18 protein-coding genes are annotated in these 16058 nt (G+C 67.5%); 9 read left to right on the top strand and 9 right to left on the bottom strand.

The window, feature by feature from the left end:
- Positions 1-89: 89 nt before the first annotated feature.
- Positions 90-3167, top strand: a complete 3078-nt coding sequence (locus MUG96_RS10070) for an oligosaccharyl transferase, archaeosortase A system-associated (RefSeq protein WP_246982207.1) — start codon at positions 90-92, stop codon at positions 3165-3167.
- Between the two features lie 32 nt (positions 3168-3199).
- Here MUG96_RS10070 and MUG96_RS10065 read toward each other — a convergent pair whose 3' ends face one another.
- Entirely contained in the window at positions 3200-3433 is a 234-nt protein-coding gene (locus MUG96_RS10065) for a hypothetical protein (protein WP_246982205.1), read from the bottom strand.
- Between the two features lie 272 nt (positions 3434-3705).
- Here MUG96_RS10065 and MUG96_RS10060 point away from each other — a divergent pair, with 272 nt between their 5' ends.
- Together MUG96_RS10060 and MUG96_RS10055 are read left to right on the top strand one after the other, a co-directional pair.
- Entirely contained in the window at positions 3706-5007 is a 1302-nt protein-coding gene (locus tag MUG96_RS10060; protein ID WP_246982197.1) for a glycosyltransferase family 2 protein, read from the top strand.
- A 63-nt stretch (positions 5008-5070) separates the two neighbouring features.
- Positions 5071-5595 carry a gamma carbonic anhydrase family protein gene (locus MUG96_RS10055; protein WP_246982195.1) on the top strand — a complete coding sequence of 175 codons (525 nt, stop codon included), beginning with the start codon at positions 5071-5073 and terminating at the stop codon, positions 5593-5595.
- A 75-nt stretch (positions 5596-5670) separates the two neighbouring features.
- On the opposite strand, the gene cutA is transcribed toward MUG96_RS10055, so the two are convergent.
- Together cutA and MUG96_RS10045 are read right to left on the bottom strand one after the other, a co-directional pair.
- Positions 5671-5976 (bottom strand): divalent-cation tolerance protein CutA, encoded by a 306-nt coding sequence (gene cutA, locus MUG96_RS10050; protein WP_246982193.1) that lies wholly within the window; start codon positions 5974-5976, stop codon positions 5671-5673.
- A gap of 72 nt (positions 5977-6048) precedes the next feature.
- Positions 6049-6228 (bottom strand): HEWD family protein, encoded by a 180-nt coding sequence (locus MUG96_RS10045; RefSeq protein ID WP_246982191.1) that lies wholly within the window; start codon positions 6226-6228, stop codon positions 6049-6051.
- 85 nt (positions 6229-6313) lie between these two features.
- Between MUG96_RS10045 and MUG96_RS10040 the strand changes: the two genes are divergently transcribed.
- Both MUG96_RS10040 and MUG96_RS10035 read left to right on the top strand, forming a co-directional pair.
- On the top strand, positions 6314-6913 hold the full coding sequence (locus MUG96_RS10040; RefSeq protein WP_246982189.1) for a YbhB/YbcL family Raf kinase inhibitor-like protein: 600 nt from the start codon (positions 6314-6316) through the stop codon (positions 6911-6913).
- A 50-nt stretch (positions 6914-6963) separates the two neighbouring features.
- Positions 6964-7524, top strand: a complete 561-nt coding sequence (locus tag MUG96_RS10035; protein WP_246982187.1) for a class I SAM-dependent methyltransferase — start codon at positions 6964-6966, stop codon at positions 7522-7524.
- Between the two features lie 21 nt (positions 7525-7545).
- Here the strand turns inward: MUG96_RS10035 and MUG96_RS10030 are convergent, their stop codons facing one another.
- On the bottom strand, positions 7546-8007 hold the full coding sequence (locus MUG96_RS10030) for a DUF7992 family protein (RefSeq protein WP_246982185.1): 462 nt from the start codon (positions 8005-8007) through the stop codon (positions 7546-7548).
- Between the two features lie 64 nt (positions 8008-8071).
- The gene (locus MUG96_RS10025; protein ID WP_246982183.1) at positions 8072-8518 is read right to left on the bottom strand and encodes an acyl-CoA thioesterase; all 447 of its coding nucleotides are present in this window, start codon (positions 8516-8518) and stop codon (positions 8072-8074) included.
- A gap of 125 nt (positions 8519-8643) precedes the next feature.
- Here MUG96_RS10025 and MUG96_RS10020 point away from each other — a divergent pair, with 125 nt between their 5' ends.
- The 4 genes from MUG96_RS10020 (at position 8644) to MUG96_RS24155 (ending at position 12098) form a co-directional block, all read left to right on the top strand.
- Positions 8644-10179: a TraB/GumN family protein gene (locus tag MUG96_RS10020; RefSeq protein ID WP_246982181.1), complete on the top strand. Its 1536-nt coding sequence runs from the start codon at positions 8644-8646 to the stop codon at positions 10177-10179.
- The gene (locus tag MUG96_RS10015) at positions 10176-10781 is read left to right on the top strand and encodes a zinc metalloprotease (RefSeq protein ID WP_246982179.1); all 606 of its coding nucleotides are present in this window, start codon (positions 10176-10178) and stop codon (positions 10779-10781) included. Before MUG96_RS10020 ends, MUG96_RS10015 begins: the two co-directional genes overlap by 4 nt.
- A gap of 53 nt (positions 10782-10834) precedes the next feature.
- Entirely contained in the window at positions 10835-11842 is a 1008-nt protein-coding gene (gene purM / locus MUG96_RS10010; protein ID WP_246982178.1) for a phosphoribosylformylglycinamidine cyclo-ligase, read from the top strand.
- A 133-nt stretch (positions 11843-11975) separates the two neighbouring features.
- A complete protein-coding gene (locus MUG96_RS24155; protein ID WP_256465378.1) occupies positions 11976-12098 on the top strand; it encodes a hypothetical protein in 123 nt (40 codons plus the stop codon).
- Between the two features lie 39 nt (positions 12099-12137).
- Here the strand turns inward: MUG96_RS24155 and MUG96_RS10005 are convergent, their stop codons facing one another.
- The 4 genes from MUG96_RS10005 to MUG96_RS09990 all read right to left on the bottom strand — a co-directional run bounded on the left by MUG96_RS10005 (position 12138) and on the right by MUG96_RS09990 (position 15865).
- Entirely contained in the window at positions 12138-13271 is a 1134-nt protein-coding gene (locus tag MUG96_RS10005; protein WP_246982176.1) for a citrate synthase, read from the bottom strand.
- Between the two features lie 157 nt (positions 13272-13428).
- Positions 13429-14886, bottom strand: a complete 1458-nt coding sequence (locus MUG96_RS10000; protein ID WP_246982174.1) for a citrate/2-methylcitrate synthase — start codon at positions 14884-14886, stop codon at positions 13429-13431.
- Positions 14887-14891: 5 nt separating this feature from the next.
- Entirely contained in the window at positions 14892-15434 is a 543-nt protein-coding gene (locus MUG96_RS09995; protein WP_246982172.1) for a CBS domain-containing protein, read from the bottom strand.
- Positions 15435-15496: 62 nt separating this feature from the next.
- Positions 15497-15865: a DUF555 domain-containing protein gene (locus tag MUG96_RS09990; protein ID WP_246982163.1), complete on the bottom strand. Its 369-nt coding sequence runs from the start codon at positions 15863-15865 to the stop codon at positions 15497-15499.
- Positions 15866-16058: the final 193 nt, after the last annotated feature.

The raw sequence follows: 16058 nt of genomic DNA, 5'->3' as shown, positions 1-16058 counted from the left end.
CAAACGGCCGAATCACCGATAGCTACTGAACGGTCGGGACCGGAGTCATTTGACAAAGTTTATCCCGCCGTTCATATTTAACCCGGTCAATGAGTCAAGGCCGGGAACGGTTCGAGGACTTCGACCTCGGAACCGCGGTACGTGACTTCGAGAAGTGGTACCAGATCCCGACGCTGGTGGTGCTTCTCGGGTTCATGCTGTGGATCCGAGTACAGAGCTACTCGAATTTCATTCAGGATGGGAGGGTGTTGCTCTCGGGGAACGACGCGTGGTATCACCTGCGGCAGACGACCTACACGGTCCAGAACTGGCCGAACACGATGCCGTACGACGTGTGGACCTACTTCCCGATCGGGACGGGGCAGGGCCAGTTCGGCTCGCTGTTCGACCAGATCGTCGCGACGGTGGCACTGATCGTCGGGTTGGGGGACCCGAGTCAACAGACCATCGCGACGGTGTTGCTGGTCATGCCGGCCGTGTTCGGGACGCTCGTCGCCATTCCGGTCTACCTGGCCGGCAGACGGATGGGCGGGCGCTTCGCCGGACTCGTCTCCGTGTTGATCCTGGCGCTCTCGACCGGCGGGCTGCTCCAGCGGAGCATGGTCGGGTTCAGCGACCACCACGTCGCCGAGGCGCTGTTCCAGATGCTCGCGGTCCTCGGCTTCATGGTCGCGGTTTCGGTCTCCGAGACGGAGATGCCGGTCTGGGAACTCGTGGCAAACAGGGAGTGGGAGCCGCTCCGGCGCCCGCTCACCTGGGCGATCCTGGCCGGCTTCGCGCTCGCGCTGTACATCTGGGTGTGGCCGCCGGCGGTCCTGCTCATCGTGATCCTCGGACTGTACTTCTTCGTGCAGTTGAACGTCGACTACCTCCGCGGACGGAGCCCGGATCACGTCGCGTTCACCGGCGTCGTCGGCCTCGGCACGGCCGGCCTGCTTTCGTTCATCCCGCTGAGCGAATTCGCGCTCGCTACCACGGACTTCACGCTGCTGCAACCGCTTTTGGCCTTCGCGGTCGCGTTCGGCTGTGGCTTCATGGCCTTCCTTGCCCGCGTGTGGGACGACCGGGACCTCGACCGCCGGCTGTATCCGCTCTCGGTCGTCGGCATTATCGGTGCCATCGCAGTGCTGATGGCCCTGCTGACGCCGAACCTCTACAGTTTCTTCGTCAACAACGCCGCCCGCATTCTCGGTGCCGGCTCCGCGACGGGACAGACCATTGGCGAGGCCCAGCCCCTCACGCGGCCGCTGATCACGTTCTTCGTCAGCTACGGGCTGACGGCGTTCAGCGCGCTGTTCGGCGCGCTCCTGGTCGTCGTCGCACACGTTCGCTCGGACAACCCACGCGGCGAGACCCTGCTCGTTCTGGTCTGGAGTCTCGTGCTCCTGCTGGCGACGCTCTCCCAGCAGCGGTTCACGTACTACATCGTGCTCCCCATCGTGGTACTGAACGCGTACGCGGTCAAGTTCGTGATCCAGTATCTCACGGCCAGCGAGCGGATCGAGTCGTTCAAAGATATCGAGACGTTCCAGGTCATCACGGTCATGGCGGTGTTGCTCGTCGTCGTCGCACCCCTGGTCGTCAACGTCGGCGGTCGACCGACCGTCGTGGACGAGGCACAGGGCAATCAGCCGAGCGCCGGCGTCGTCGGCTGGGGCAGTAGCCTCGAGTGGATGGACGACAACACGCCCGAACCGGGAACCTACGGCGGCGCGGACAGCAACATGAGCTATTACGGGACCGTGCCCCGACAGGACGACTACGACTACCCATCGGGGTCCTACGGCGTGATGTCGTGGTGGGACTACGGCCACTGGATCACAGTTCGCGGGGAACGAATCCCCAACGCGAACCCGTTCCAGCAGGGAGCGACCGACGCCGCGAACTTCCTGCTCGCGCCCAACGAGACGCGGGCGAACGAGGTTCTCGACGAGGTGAGCGAGGACGACGCCGCGACCCGCTACGTCATGGTCGACTGGAAGATGACCAACACGTGGTCCCGGCGCGCCAACGGGAAGTTCTTCGCGCCGATCCAGTTCTACGACGACGCGGACGTGAGTCCGCGGGACTTCCGCCAGCGCGTCCTCTCGCTGTCGGGCGGCCAGCCGCGGACAGCCTACTACACCCGCTCGCAGCGCTACTACAACAGCACGGTCAATCGGCTGTGGCAGTTCCACGGGAGCGCCCAGCGCCCGAACCCGGTCGTGATCAACTACGGCGAACGGCAGGTTCAGGGTGGGACGCTCAGAACCCTGCCGCGTGACCGACCGAACTTCCGGCAGTTCCGGACGCTCGATCAGGCTCGGGAGTACCTGCAGAACAACACCGGGCAGATCGGCGGCGTCGGTCCGAACCCGCCGGAATACGTCGAGGCGCTGGAGCACTACCGGCTGGTCCGGAACTCCGAGACGTCGGCGATTCAGCGCGGGAGCCCGTACCAGCTGGCGGTCCAGTCCGAACTCCGAGGACTGGCGGCCGGGATGGACCTCCGGAACATGTCCGAGGTCCAGGCCAGGCAGGTCCAGTCCCAGCTCCAGGGTATCCTGTTCGACACGGACAGTCAGAACCGGAGTCAACTGGTGCGGCCGCCGTGGGTGAAGGTCTTCGAGCGCGTCCCGGGAGCGACCATCGAGGGCGAGGGGCCGCCGAACTCGTCGGTCGCTGCACGGGTTCAGATTCGCTCGCCAACGACCGACTCGTCGTTCATCTACCGGCAGATGGCCGACACCGACGCCCAGGGGAACTTCGAGATGACCCTGCCGTACTCGACGACGGGCTACGAGAACTTCGGTACCGAGAACGGGTACACGAACGTCAGTGCCCGCGCGACCGGGTCGTACCGGTTCTACGAGGCGCCGACCAGCACCAACTACCAGCGGCCGGCCGTGCGCGTGAACGAGACGTCGGGCGCACAGTACCTCTACACGGCCAACGCGACGGTTCCGGAGGCGAACGTCGTCGGCGAGAACACTTCACCGATCACGGTGGAACTGGAGCGTCAGACGGTCGCCGAGGGTAACATCAACGCCTCCGACGGTGGCGAAAACGCCACGGAAGGCAGCGAAACGACCGACGGGTCGACGGACGGCTCACAGACGGAGGGGACGACCGACGAGAATCAGACTGCGGAGAGCGTCGCCGGCCCGCGACAGGCAGTGGCGCCATAGGACTGGCCCGGCGGTTTTTCGACGCAGTCCGCTCAGTCCCAGTCGGGCGTGTCGCCCTCGGGACTGGAACTATCGACCCACGCCGCGCCGAGCAGCGCCAGGAACGCGACGATGCCGACCTGGTGCAGTGGGACGCCGCCGAACACGTCCGCGGCGACGGCGAGCATCGGAAGCAGCTCCACGTCCGCGAAGAGAACGACCGGCGAGAGTCCCGCGAGCGCGAGCGCGAGGACGAAGGTCACGATATCACGACCTGTGGCGTCCATGTCTGACGCTTGTCAGCCAACCGAATAAACGTCGCGGCGCAATTATCGGTCGTGATATCTCAAGGCAGCTGACGTGCTGTGCTGCTTTTATTTTCGATATCCGTGTAGTCGAACTGCGACGACCGGGCGGGTGGCAGAAATCGAACACGAACGGAGACGGTTCCAGGGGTTTCAACCCTGTTACCGTGTGAACGTGGGACGAGAATCCTCTTTACGGACCGACAGATACATTTACCCCACTTTCGACACGTTCGACCGGACGAGTCATTGGTATGAGACTACTCAGACGTTGGCTCGACCGGCTTAGCTTCGTCGGCGTGTCGAGCGGCGTGTTCCTGTGGGGATTCGTCCAGGGACACTACGCGCTGACGTTCCGGGTCGAGTTCGCGTTCGCCGTCCTGGTCGTCGTCCTCCTCCAGGCGGTCCTCTCAAGCCTGATGTTCACCGGGTTCGTCGGGCTATCGACGACCGCCTTCCTGTGGTCGCTCCTCCGGGGCGAGGGTCCAGCCCCTGTCGAATCGGGCCCGTCCGTCACCGCCATCGTCCCCGTCTACGGTGACGCCGCCGTCCTCCATCGGAGCGTCGAGAGCCTGTTGGACAGCGAGTACGACGACCTGTCGATCCGGATCGTCTGTGAGCCGGACGACGAACGGAGTATCGAGCGCGCCCGCGAGCTGGCCGCCAGCGCGGGCGTGGAGTACCTCGTCAACACCGAATCGCCGGGCTCGAAGGCCGGCGCGATCAACTACGCGACCGAGGGTACCGACAGTGACCTCGTTGCGGTGTTCGACGCCGACGAGGTGGTCCATCCGGAGTTCGTCGGCCGGGCCGTCGCCCGCCTGAACGCCTGTGAGGTCGTCCAGGGTCGGACCGTCCCACAGCCCGACGGCTTCGTCGAGGAGTTGGCCTACTACGAGTCGGTTCTGTTGAGCTACGTCGGTCGGCGCCTGCTGTACCTCGTGACCGACTTCAGGATGGCCGCGAGTCGCGCCGTCGTGATGGAGCGGTCGGTGCTCGACCGCGTCGGCGGCTACGACGAATCGATGCTCACCGAGGACTTCGACTTCGCCTACGAGTGTTACAAGAACCGCATCGAGGTAGAAGAACAGCTGGCTGCACCTTCGCGGATCGAGGCGGCCCACTCGCTCCGGGACTGGTGGGGCCAACGCAAACGCTGGATGACCGGCTACGCCCAGACCCTCCACAAACTCGTCACGAAGGTCCGCCCGGTGACGGATTACCGGAACCTCCTGTCGGCGGCCATCTGTGCGAGCACGGTGGTCGGGAGTCTGCTCATGCTGTCGCTGCTCTCGAAGTTCGTCGTGCTCTTCCTGGCCGGCGCGGAGGGACTGTTCCTGTTGCCCATCGTCGTCGTCCTCGCGGCGACGGCGGCCGTCCGCTTCTACGACCGCCGCGCCGGAACCGTCGACGGTTTCGGTGTCGGCTGGGCGCTCGTCCCGGTGATCGTCCCGCTGTACAGCCTCGCCGCCATCAAGGCGGTCATCGAATACCTGTTCAGCTGGGACGGGAGTTGGTACAGCGTCGAGAAAGGCGCCGCGACCTCCGAGGCCTGACGGACGAAGCGGGGCTCGGCCACTCCACGGCCTTTTTTACGACCCGAGACGCAGTCGGTGACGATGATTCGTTCGTTCAAGGACGCGGAACCGGACATCGCGGACTCGGCGTACGTCGATCCCGCGGCGACCGTCATCGGCGACGTACGGATAGAGGCAGAGGCGAGCGTCTGGCCCGGAACCGTCCTGCGCGGTGACCACGGCGAGATCGTCCTCCGGGAGGGCGCGAACGTGCAGGACAACTCGACGCTCCACGAGGGGGCCGAAATCGGCCCGTACGCGACCGTCGGGCACAACGCCATCGTCCACAGCGCTACCGTCGGCGAGCGCGCCATGGTCGGCATGGGTGCGATCGTCCTCGACCGCTCGACGGTCGGCGACGGGAGCCTCGTCGGTGCGAACAGTCTCGTCACCGAGGGCACCGAGATTCCCGAGTCAGTCCTCTATGCCGGGACGCCGGCCGAACTCGTCAAGCACGTCGAGGACTCCCCGTGGCAGTACGCCGGCGACCGGTACGTCGAACTCTCTCGGGAACACGCCGCCCACAGCGAGGTTCTCACGGAGTCTCACATCCCGGACGAGGATTGAGACTCGTATTCACCGCCTCGCGTCGTGGCCCCGAATGGGTCGCGGGGTACTGCTTCGGGGCCCGCGAGCCGGCGGTCACTCGGCGACGGCGTCGCCCCGCCAGGTCGCGAACGAGTCGAGCACGTCGTCCTCGTCGAACCGCTCGATACAGGGCACGTCGTGGGGGTGGAGTTCGACCACGCGATCCCGAAGGGCGGGGTAGGCCGCGTCGGTCGTCTTCGCGAGCAGGATGACCTCTTCGTCGTCGTGGAGGTCCCCGTCCCAGCGATACACCGAGTCACAGGAGAGGCGGTTGACACAGGCCGCGAGGCGCTCCTCGACGAGCGTCCGCGCGAGGTCCCCGGCCGCCTCGGGCGGCGCGGTGATGTAGGCCGTCGGCATGGCCGTGAGATGCGCGGGCCACTCGCAAACGCCTGTCGGTCGAAAGGTTCGGTGGTCGTTCGGGACCGCCGCTCACTCCTCGAAGGGGTTGTAGGTGCCGTTGATGTCCCACTCGTGGAGACAGTGGGGGTTCCCCACCGCCTTCTCGCCGTCCTCGTCGGCGATGACCCACGTCCGTTCCGCCTCGTCCCAGACGTCTCGTCGCCCACACCGCTCACAGACCCGTTCTTCCGGCGGGATGACTCGCACCATACGTCCCCGTTGGCCCGGCACCCGTAATGAAGCTCTCGACTGCCAGCCCCCCACGCTCAAGGGGCCCGGAGTGGAAGGGGCGCTCATGCCAGGACGACGGCGGTTCCTGCGGGCCTGCGGCGGCGTCGCGGTCGGCGGTGCCCTCGCGGGGTGTACCGGTGACGGGTCGGACGAGCCATCGGGAAACGCGACGACCGTCTCCCCGTCACCCGGGTTCGTCCTCCGCTCGCCGGCGTTCGCGGACGGGGAGGCGATCCCACGGAAGTACACCGCCGACGGCGACGACGTGTCCCCACCCCTCGAAATCGAGGGCGTCCCGAACGGGGCCGACACCCTGACACTGATCGTCGACGACCCTGACGCACCGGACGGACCCTTCTACCACTGGCTGTGCTGGAACGTCCCGGCCGATACCACCCGGATTCCGGAGGGTGTCACCCAGGCCCGTCGCATTCCGGACCTCGGGGACGCTCGACAGGGGACGAACGGCTTCGGCGAACTCGGCTACCGCGGGCCGCGCCCCCCCGCCGGGGACGACCCGCACACCTATCGGTTCACGCTCTATGCCGTCTCGGGGTCGCTGAACGTTCAGGCCGGCGCGCGGTATCCGACGGTCGACGACGCCCTCTCGGGGTCTGTCGTCGCCAGCACGCGGCTGACCGGCGAGTACGGGCGGGAGGAGTGAACGGGACGAGCGGCCGAGGGGCTTAATCCCACCCGGCCCGACGAACGCACATGGGATTCCACACGTTCGATGCCGAGCGTGCCGACGCGCTCGAAGACCCCACACGCTACGCCTATCTCTCGGCCGACGAACTCCTCGCGCTGTTCGACCCCGGCCCGGACGACGAGGTCGCCGACCTCGGGAGCGGGACCGGCTTCTACACCGACGACGTCGCCCCGTACGTTGGCACCGTTCACGCCGTCGACGTCCAGGCCGCGATGCACGACCAGTACCGTGAGAAGGGACTACCGGAAAACGTCGAGACGGTGACCGCAGCGGTTGCGGACCTGCCGTTTGCCGACGACGCGCTCGACGGCGCCGTCTCGACGATGACCTACCACGAGTTCGCGACGGAGGCCGCCCTCGCCGAACTCGGGCGCGTCCTCGCGCCCGGCGCACGGGTCGGCATCGGTGACTGGACTGCCGCCGGCCGTGGCGAGGGGGGGCCGCCGCTCGACGAACGGTTCGACGCGAGCGACGCGCGCGCGGCGATGGCCGATGCCGGCTTCGACGTGGATCGGGCCGAGGACCGCCGCGAGACGTTCGTACTGGCCGCCGCGTGGCAAGCCTGAGGGAGTGCCGCGATGCGGGGGCTACGTCTCGAAGTCCGGGAGGTCGTCGGGGGCGTCGTAGTCGGCTTCCCAGTCGATGTACTCGTTTTTGAGGACGACACAGACGACCTGCCCGAGTTCGGTGAGGCCGGCGTTGATAGCGGACACGCGGCCCCACGAGTCGAGGTCGGGGTGGATGTCACGCTCGCGCCAGTCCTCGGGCAGCCCGGGGGCGTGATAGCCCACGCGGTCGGCGAAGTCGTCCCAGAAGAAGTCGAACTCCTCGAAGAGCCCGAGGTCGGTCGCGACTGCGAAGTCGTCCTCGTCCATGTCGGTGTCGTCCATCCAGTCGTAGAAGGCCCGCTCCCAGGCTCCGTCGTGGAGGAACTCCGCCAGTTCCTCGCGGCGGTAGTCAGTTCCCTGTACGTCCACGTCGTCGTAGTCGTCTGCGTCCAGCCCGGTCGAGAGTTCGGGCGGTGCCGGCGGATCGACGTTCAGTCCCATAGGAGCGATACGCGAGACACGGGGAAAAGAGTGCGCGTCGGTGGGCCGGTGTCCGCGGGCCAGGTCAGGCGCTCTCCTCGGAACTGGACCGGGCGGCCGCCTGGAGTTCCTCGCCGCGTTCGGAGTCGGTGGTGAGTTCCGGGACCGCAGCCGGATCGAAGTCGTCGTCGATAGCGACGTAGACGAAGTGCGACTCGGTGGTGAGTTCGGTCTCGGTGGTCCGCGGGTCCTCGCCGAAGGCGCGGACGCGGACGCGGATACTCGTCTCGCCGGCGTCGTAGACGTACCCCTTCAGGAGGGCGTTGTCGCCGACCTCGATGGGGCGCCGGAAGTTGACCTGCTCCATCCGCGCGGTGACGCAGTTCCGGCCGGCAAAACGCATCGCGACCATGCCGCCGACCTCGTCCATCCACTTCAGGACGTTGCCGCCGTGGGTCGTGTTCAGGCTGTTGGCGTGGTTGGGCTGGATCATCTCGCGGTTCTCGATGTAGGTGTCCATCAGGTCCGGCATACGGGCCGCTTCGCCGGAAGCGACAAAACGTCTGCTGTCTCGTCAGTGCGTGCCCGACCTCTCGACGCGTGCGCCCCGATGTCATCCCGACAGTCGTAAAACGGGGGGTGGTCTATGGAGGGTCAATGACGGAGCGTGCGGCACCGACGCCGGACCCGCCCGGCGAGCCCTCGGGGGAGGGGAGCGTGACGGTTCTCGGAACCGCCCACGTCTCGGCCGACAGCGTCGAAGAAGTCGAACGGACCATCGAGGAACAGCGACCGGACATCGTGGCCGTCGAACTCGACGAGGGCCGGTACCGCCAGATGAAAGGCGAGGCCCCGGAGGACCTCGAACCGAGCGACCTGCTCGGCGGGAGTACCGTCTTCCAGTTTCTCGCCTACTGGCTGCTCTCGTACGTCCAGGCGCGGCTTGGCGACCAGTTCGACATCGAACCGGGGGCGGATATGCTCGCGGCCACCGAGACGGCCGAGGAGCTCGGCCTCGGGGTCGCACTGGTCGACCGGGACATCCAGACGACCATCCAGCGGTTCTGGGCCAGGCTCTCCGGCCTGGAGAAGCTCAAGCTATTAGGTGGGCTGATCGCCGGCGTCGGCGACCCCGTCGTCGCCGGACTGACCGTCGGGTTCGCCATCGCGACGTTCGTCGCCGTCCCGGTCGAACTGCTCGCCGGCCCGCTCCTGTTGGGCGGCCTCGGGATCGCCTCCATCGCCGGCGGCGCCGTCCTCGCGCTGCTCGACGGGGTCCTCCTGATCGTCACTCTCGGGCTCGGTATCGGGCTCGTCTTCGCCCTGCTTTTCACCGACTCCGGCGAGCAGGAGGATATCGACGAGATCGACGTGGAGAAACTGACGGACGCGGACGTGGTGACGGCGATGATGGAGGAGTTCCGCCGGTTCTCGCCGGGCGGCGCGGAGGCGCTCATCGACGAGCGCGACGCCTACATCGCACACAACCTCGTCCAGCTCCGGGCCGCGGGCTACGACGTGCTCGCGGTCGTCGGGGCGGGTCACCGCGAGGGCATCGAAGCGTACCTCGACGACCCGGACACGCTCCCGCCGTTCGAGTCCCTGATGGGCGAGGACACGAGCCGGCGGTTCTCGGTCTCGGGAGTCCTGTTCAAGGCCTTCGGCTACGCCTTCACGCTCGGCTTCCTCGCGTTCTTCCTCCTGCTGGCGATGGCCGGGGTGCAGGACACCTTCCTGTTGAAACTGTTCGCGGCGTGGTTCCTCGTCAACGGGATCATCTCCTTCGGGCTGGCGTCCCTGGCCGGCGCGCACTGGCAGAGCGCGTCGGTCGGCGGCGCGGTCGCGTGGCTGACGAGCGTCAATCCCCTGCTGGCACCGGGCTGGTTCGCCGGCTACGTCGAACTCCGGTACATCACGGTCAATGTCGGGGACATCAGCACGCTCAACGACATCCTCGACGACGAGGAGGCTCCGATCCGCGACATCTTCGGCCGGATGAAGGAGGTCCCGCTCTTCCGGCTCATCCTCATCGTGGCGATGACGAACGTCGGGAGCTTCATCGCCAGTTTCCTCTTTGCCGCCCTGCTGATCCCCTACTTCTTCGGGCAGATCGGCGGCGTCGACGCCATCGTCCGGCTGATGCTCGAAGGCGCGCGCAACAGCGCGTCGCTGCTGTGGGGGCTCGTGACGTGAGAGTCCAGTTCTCGACGCGGGAACTGTTGGATTTCGCGCTCGCATGGGTCGCGCTGAGTCTCGCGTTCGCGCTCTTTTTCAACGGCGGTCCGCCGCTCGTCGACCCCGCTTCCTTTCTCCCGCTGCTCGCCGTCAGCTTCCTGACCGCCGGCGTGGGCTTTCTCCTCCACGAGATGGCACACAAACTGACGGCGATCCACTTCGGGAAACTCGCGGAGTTCCGTGCCGACTACGGGATGCTCTTCATCGCCGTCGTCACGGCGCTCGCGGGCTTTCTCTTCGCCGCGCCCGGCGCGGTCTACCACCGGGGGCGCTCGACGGTCCGCGAGAACGGTCTCATCGCGCTGGCCGGCCCGCTGACGAACGTCGCGCTCGCGGTCCCGTTCGTCCCGCTCTTGCTTTTCGACGGCTTCGCGGGGCTTGTCGGCATCTACGGCGTCCGCATCAATCTCCTGCTGGCCGGCTTCAACATGGTGCCGTTCGGCCCGCTGGACGGCAGGACCGTACTGGACTGGAACCGAACAGTGTTCGCCGGGGCGTTCGTCCTCTGTGTCGGCCTCGCGGTCTTTGCGCTCTTTGGCTTCGGGTTCCCGGTCCTGTGACCGCTCCCGAGCGGACCGACGAGCATTAGTGCGCCCCGCGCGGCGACTCGGACATGACCGACCACGACGACGGGGACCGCGGAGACGCCGACGAGGAGGGACTCACCTACGCCGGGGCGGGGGTCGACATCGACGCGAGCGAGGCGGCCACGGCCGCGCTAATCGGCGCGACAGAGGGCTTCGAGGGCGACTTCGCCGGCCTGCTCGACATCGGTGACCGCTACCTCGCACTCGCGGCGGACGGTGTCGGAACGAAACTGCTCGTCGCCGAGGCCGTCGACGACTACTCGACCATCGGTATCGACTGCATCGCGATGAACGTCAACGACCTCGTGGCCGCCGGCGTGCGACCGGTCGCGTTCGTCGACTACCTCGCCGTCGAGGAACCCGACGACGAGACGAGCGAACAGATCGGCGAGGGACTGGCCGAGGGCGCCGAACGCGCTGACGTGGCCCTCGTCGGCGGCGAGACTGCCGTGATGCCCGAGGTCATCAAGGGGCTGGACATCGCCGGGACCTGCGCGGGGCTGGCCGAGAAGGGCGACCTCTTCCCCGGCGAAGCCGAGGCCGGCGACGCGCTCGTCGGTTTTCCGTCCTCTGGCATCCACTCGAACGGCCTCACGCTCGCGCGGCAGGCCGTGACACGGGACCACGAGTACACGGACCCGTTCCCGCCGGACCCGGAACGATCCGTCGCCGAGGAACTGCTCGAACCCACCCGCATCTACACGGACCTGCTCGATCCGCTCCAGGCTCACGATACCCACGCCGCCGCCCACGTCACCGGCGGGGGCTGGACCAACCTCACCCGGATGGGCGCGTTCCGCTACGAGATCACGGACCCCTTCGAGACCCAGTCCGTGTTCGAGTTCGTCCAGGAGGAGGGGAGCGTCTCCGACGAGGAGATGCACCGCACCTTCAACATGGGCACGGGGTTCGTGGCGGCGCTATCTCCCGACGACGCGGAGCGACTGGTCGAGACGACTGACGACGGACGGATTATCGGTGAGGTGCGAGAAGGCGACGAGGCGGTGTCGATCCGCGGGTTAGAATTGGCCTGAGCGACTCGAACCGCACTCGACCGCAGGGAGAGTGCGGTTTTTTCACCCACGTTTTTGACGCGAGTGGTGACCGCAGGGAGCGGAGCGACCGAGGACACCCGAGCGGGAAAAAGGTGGATGCGGCACGGGGTTCGTGGCGGCGCTATCTCCCGAGGATGCGGAGAAACTGGTCGGGGCGACCGAGGACGGCCGAATCATCGGCGAGGTACAGGAGGGCGAGGAAGCGGTGTCGATTCGCGGGCTGGAGGTGGCCTGAGAACCCGGGCGAAGTCGGTGGGGCGCGCCGTGGTCGCGGCTATCGTTCGTCGACGGGAGTCCACGACCGGCCGGTCTCGCCGACGTAGCGGCCGACGGGGCGGACGAGTCGGTTGTTCGACTTCTGTTCGAGGGCGTGAGCCATCCAGCCACCCGCCCTGGCGACGGCGAAGGTGGCGGTGAAGAGGGGCTGTGGGACGCCGATGCCGTGGAGCAGGGCGGCGGTGTAGAACTCGACGTTGGTCGCGAGCTTTCGGTCGGGCTTGTGCTCGGCGAGCAGGTCGACGGCCACCTCCTCGTAGGCCTTCGCGGCCGCGAAGAAGTCGGCGTCGCCGGCCGTGTCGTAGAACCGCTCGGCGGCGGTCGAGAGGACGGCCGCCCGAGGGTCCCGGACGCGGTAGACTCGGTGACCGAAGCCCATCAGGCGCTCCCCGGCGTCGAGTTTCGCCCGGACGTACCCCTCGGGGTCGCCGGACTCGTGTACCTCGCGGAGCGCGTCGAGAACCGGTCCCGGAGCGCCGCCGTGGAGCGGTCCCTTGAGCGATCCGACGGCGGCCGTCGCGGCGGAGACGAGGTCGGACTCGGTCGAGACGACCGCGCGGGCGGTGAACGTCGAGGCGTTGAGCCCGTGGTCGATCACCGTGTTGAGGTAGGTCTCCAGTCCGCGAACGGCGGCTTCGCTCGGTTGCTCGCCGGTGAGCATGTGGAGGTAGTTCGCGGTGTGGCCGAGGTCCGACCGGGGCGCGACCGGCTCCCGGCCCTGCCGGTAGCGCCAGTAGGCGGCGACGATAGTCGGGAAGACCGCGACGATCCGCCTGGCATCCGCCTCGTCGCCGCCGGCGTCGGTCCCGAGGTTCGCCGCCGCGGCACCCATCCGGAGGGCGTCCATCGCGGGTCGGTCCTCGGCGGCGGCCCGTCCGAGAACGGCGTGAACCTCGTCGCCGACGATCCGGCGGTCGGCCAGGTCGGCGCGGAACGCCGCGAGTTCAGTCGCCGAGGGCAGTCGGTCCTCGAGAAGCAGGTGGAGGGTCTCCTCGTAGCTCGCACGGGTCGCCAGTTCCGCGACGGGGAACCCGCCGATCACCAGTTCGCCGGCCTCGCCGTCCACTCGGCTCAGCCGCGTCTCGGCCACGGTCACGCCTTCGAGACCGCGGTTCAGCTCGGTGTCGCTCACGCGTCGACGCACCCCCGACCGGGGCGGCCACGCTGCGGGAATCGTCCGAACATAGACACCGAAACCGACGTACCCCGTTAATGTAAAATATTGGAGAATTGCACTTCTCCAGACGCGCTGACACGTGCGGACGGACGCCAGCAACGGTCGCGGTCGATCAGTCGGGGAGGTCGCCGACGATGCCGTCGTCGGTGACGATGGTGTGGACGACGGTGTGGCCGGCGTCGGTAAGGGCGTAGCCGTCGGGACCGTCGCGGACGAAGTAATCCCGGAGCTGTCGGAGGTGGTAGTTGAATCGGCCCTTGTCCTCGATGGAGGTGGCGGCTTTCAGCGCGGAGTAGGCGAGCGGGTCCTCCGCATCGAACAGGGCAAGGAGGACTTCCAGCCGTGCGGGCTCGGAGAGGGTGGCGAGCGTCTCCGAGACCGGTTCGAGCGAGCCCGAGTCCCGGTGGCGAGCCAGGAGCGTCGCGTCGGTCGGCGTCCGCTCCTCGACGGGCGTCCACGAGCGCTCCGTCTCGCCGACGTAGCGGGCCACGGGCCGCACGAGGTGGTCCGTGTCCGCCTGTTCGAGACAGTGGGCCATCCAGCCGGCCACCCTGCCGACGGCGAACGTCGCGGGCAGGAGGGCGGCGGGGATGTCGAGGGCGTGGAGCAGGGCCGCGGCGTAGAAGTCGACGGTGGGGCGTGGCCGATCCCCGTCGGCCCCGGCGGCGAGTTCGTCGCGCCCGACGGTCTCGACGGTGCGGGCGGTTTCGAGGAACGCTTCTTCTCCCGCGGACCCCGATAGACGGTCGGCGGTCGCCGCGAGCACGGCCGCCCGGGGATCGCGGACCTCGTAGACGCGGTGGCCGAATCCGGGGAGCGTGCCGGCCTCGCGCAGGTGCTCGCGGACGACCGCGTCCGGGGCGTCCGCGTCGTGTGCGTTCCGGAGCAGGTCGCTGACACGGGCGAACTGCCCGCCGTGGCGAGGGCCCTTCAGAGCGGCGACGGCCGCCGTGGCAGCCGAGATCGGATCGGCACCGGTCGAGGCGACGACCCGCGCGGCGAACGTGGAGGTGTTCAGACCGTGCTCGGCCATCGTCGTCAGGAACGTCTCCAACCCCTCGGCGGTGGGTTGGTCGGGCACCGCGCCGGTCAGCAGGTAGTGGTAGTTCGCTGCGTGTGAGAGGTCCGGTCGCGGGGAGAGGGATTCCACACCTCGTCGCCGCCGCCAGTAGGTCGCGACGACGGTCGGCACCACAGCGATGGCTCGCCGGGCGGCGGCGAGCGGCGCGTCGTCGACCGAACCCGGCTGGAGGTCGGCGCTGGCGAGCCCCATCCGCAGGGCGTCCATCGGCGAGCGGTTCTCGGCCGCGGCGCGCCGGAGGACCGCCCGGACTTCGTCGCCGATCACCCGCTGGTCGGCCAGTGCGTCCCGGAACCGGTCGCGTTCGTCGGTCGTCGGGAGGTCACCGCGGAGCAACAGGTAGCAACACTCCTCGAACGACGCGTTGGCTGCGAGTTCCGCGACGGGGAAGCCGCGGACGAGCAGGTCGCCGTCCTCGTCGACGCGGCTCAGTTCCGTCTCGGCGACGGTCACGCCCTCCAGCCCAGGGTCGAACAGCGAGGGCGTCACGGCAGTCAGGAGAGGTGTGTCGCCACGTCGGCGTCGGTGATGATCCCGATCATCTCGCCGTCCTCGATGACGATGACGGCCTCGTGGTGGTCGAGGTGGGTGTCGATCTCGTCGATGGTCGCCTCGCGCGTGACGGTGGTGATGGACTCGCGCATCACGTCGGCGACGGGGAGTTCGCCGGGCTCGTCGTCCTCGACGTGGCGGATGTCCGACAGCGAAACGATGCCGACGGGGTAGTCGTCCCGGACGACCGGTAACTGGGAGTACCCCTCCTGGTTCATCGTCTCGATGGCGAAGGCGATGGAGTCGTCGGGTTCGATGCCGTAGACCGGGCTGTGCATCAGGTCCTCTGCGCGCATGATCCCGCCCTCTGCCTCCTCCAGTGCGTTCACGATCCGGCGAAGCGTCGAGAGCCGCGGATCGACGTCACCCCCCTCGATGCGTGCGATGAGCGGCTGAGACACGTCCGCTCGCTCGGCCAGTTCGCTCTGCGTGAGACCGAGGTGGTTCCGCCGCTCGCGCAGGTCCTCCGACGTCGGGAGTTCCATACTCCCGCATTACCAGAAGTTATACAAAAAGCTTCCCCAGTGGGGCGCGGCGAGCGCGGGCTTCAGGCGTTGGCCTCGGCCTGGTCGTCGTCCTCGAACTCCATGGTGTCGACGACGCTGAGGGGGACGTCCCGGAGCGCGCCGCCGATCTCGCTTTTGGCGATCCGCTGGGCGTGTTCCGTGTTCTCGGCGTTGAACACCTTCATTTCGAGAACCAGACCGACCAGAGCCGTGTCCGCGGCGATGAAGGCCGAGTCGAAGGGTTCGCCACAGGCCGGACAGCCGGTGGCACCGACCTCGACCTCGACGTAGTCCATGTCCTCGTCGTTCAACCGCTTGCCGGCTTCGCTGACGGCGACGCCGATGGCGTCGTCGATGTCGTCGACGTCACGAACCAACCAGGCCGCCTCCATCGCTACGAGGTAGTTCATACCCCACCTTCGGGTCCCATCACTAACGTGATTTGTGATTTCCGCGCGCCGACAGTCACCGCCACCGGACGACGCGCACGAGACGCCGATAATGGTCATAACTTATGAGAAAGACGAGGGTCGATAATCCGAACCTGACGCGACCGCCGCCGAAACACCTCGCCGAACTGTCCATCCTACCGGCCGCACGAAA

This window comes from Halorientalis marina (assembly GCF_023028345.1).
Taxonomy (GTDB): Archaea; Halobacteriota; Halobacteria; order Halobacteriales; family Haloarculaceae; genus Halorientalis; species Halorientalis marina.
This window is presented reverse-complemented; position numbering and strand designations above follow the sequence as displayed.

Excerpts from the sequence above, each read along its gene's own strand:
- MUG96_RS10045 (WP_246982191.1), bottom strand. The coding sequence starts at position 6,228 with ATGGTGCGAGTCATCCCGCCGGAAGAACGGGTCTGTGAGCGGTGTGGG.
- MUG96_RS10065 (WP_246982205.1), bottom strand. The coding sequence starts at position 3,433 with ATGGACGCCACAGGTCGTGATATCGTGACCTTCGTCCTCGCGCTCGCG.
- MUG96_RS10020 (WP_246982181.1), top strand. The coding sequence starts at position 8,644 with ATGACGGAGCGTGCGGCACCGACGCCGGACCCGCCCGGCGAGCCCTCG.
- MUG96_RS10035 (WP_246982187.1), top strand. The coding sequence starts at position 6,964 with ATGGGATTCCACACGTTCGATGCCGAGCGTGCCGACGCGCTCGAAGAC.
- MUG96_RS10070 (WP_246982207.1), top strand. The coding sequence starts at position 90 with ATGAGTCAAGGCCGGGAACGGTTCGAGGACTTCGACCTCGGAACCGCG.
- MUG96_RS10030 (WP_246982185.1), bottom strand. The coding sequence starts at position 8,007 with ATGGGACTGAACGTCGATCCGCCGGCACCGCCCGAACTCTCGACCGGG.
- cutA (WP_246982193.1), bottom strand. The coding sequence starts at position 5,976 with ATGCCGACGGCCTACATCACCGCGCCGCCCGAGGCGGCCGGGGACCTC.
- MUG96_RS09990 (WP_246982163.1), bottom strand. The coding sequence starts at position 15,865 with ATGAACTACCTCGTAGCGATGGAGGCGGCCTGGTTGGTTCGTGACGTC.
- MUG96_RS10060 (WP_246982197.1), top strand. The coding sequence starts at position 3,706 with ATGAGACTACTCAGACGTTGGCTCGACCGGCTTAGCTTCGTCGGCGTG.
- MUG96_RS10055 (WP_246982195.1), top strand. The coding sequence starts at position 5,071 with ATGATTCGTTCGTTCAAGGACGCGGAACCGGACATCGCGGACTCGGCG.
- MUG96_RS09995 (WP_246982172.1), bottom strand. The coding sequence starts at position 15,434 with ATGGAACTCCCGACGTCGGAGGACCTGCGCGAGCGGCGGAACCACCTC.
- purM (WP_246982178.1), top strand. The coding sequence starts at position 10,835 with ATGACCGACCACGACGACGGGGACCGCGGAGACGCCGACGAGGAGGGA.
- MUG96_RS10025 (WP_246982183.1), bottom strand. The coding sequence starts at position 8,518 with ATGCCGGACCTGATGGACACCTACATCGAGAACCGCGAGATGATCCAG.
- MUG96_RS10040 (WP_246982189.1), top strand. The coding sequence starts at position 6,314 with ATGCCAGGACGACGGCGGTTCCTGCGGGCCTGCGGCGGCGTCGCGGTC.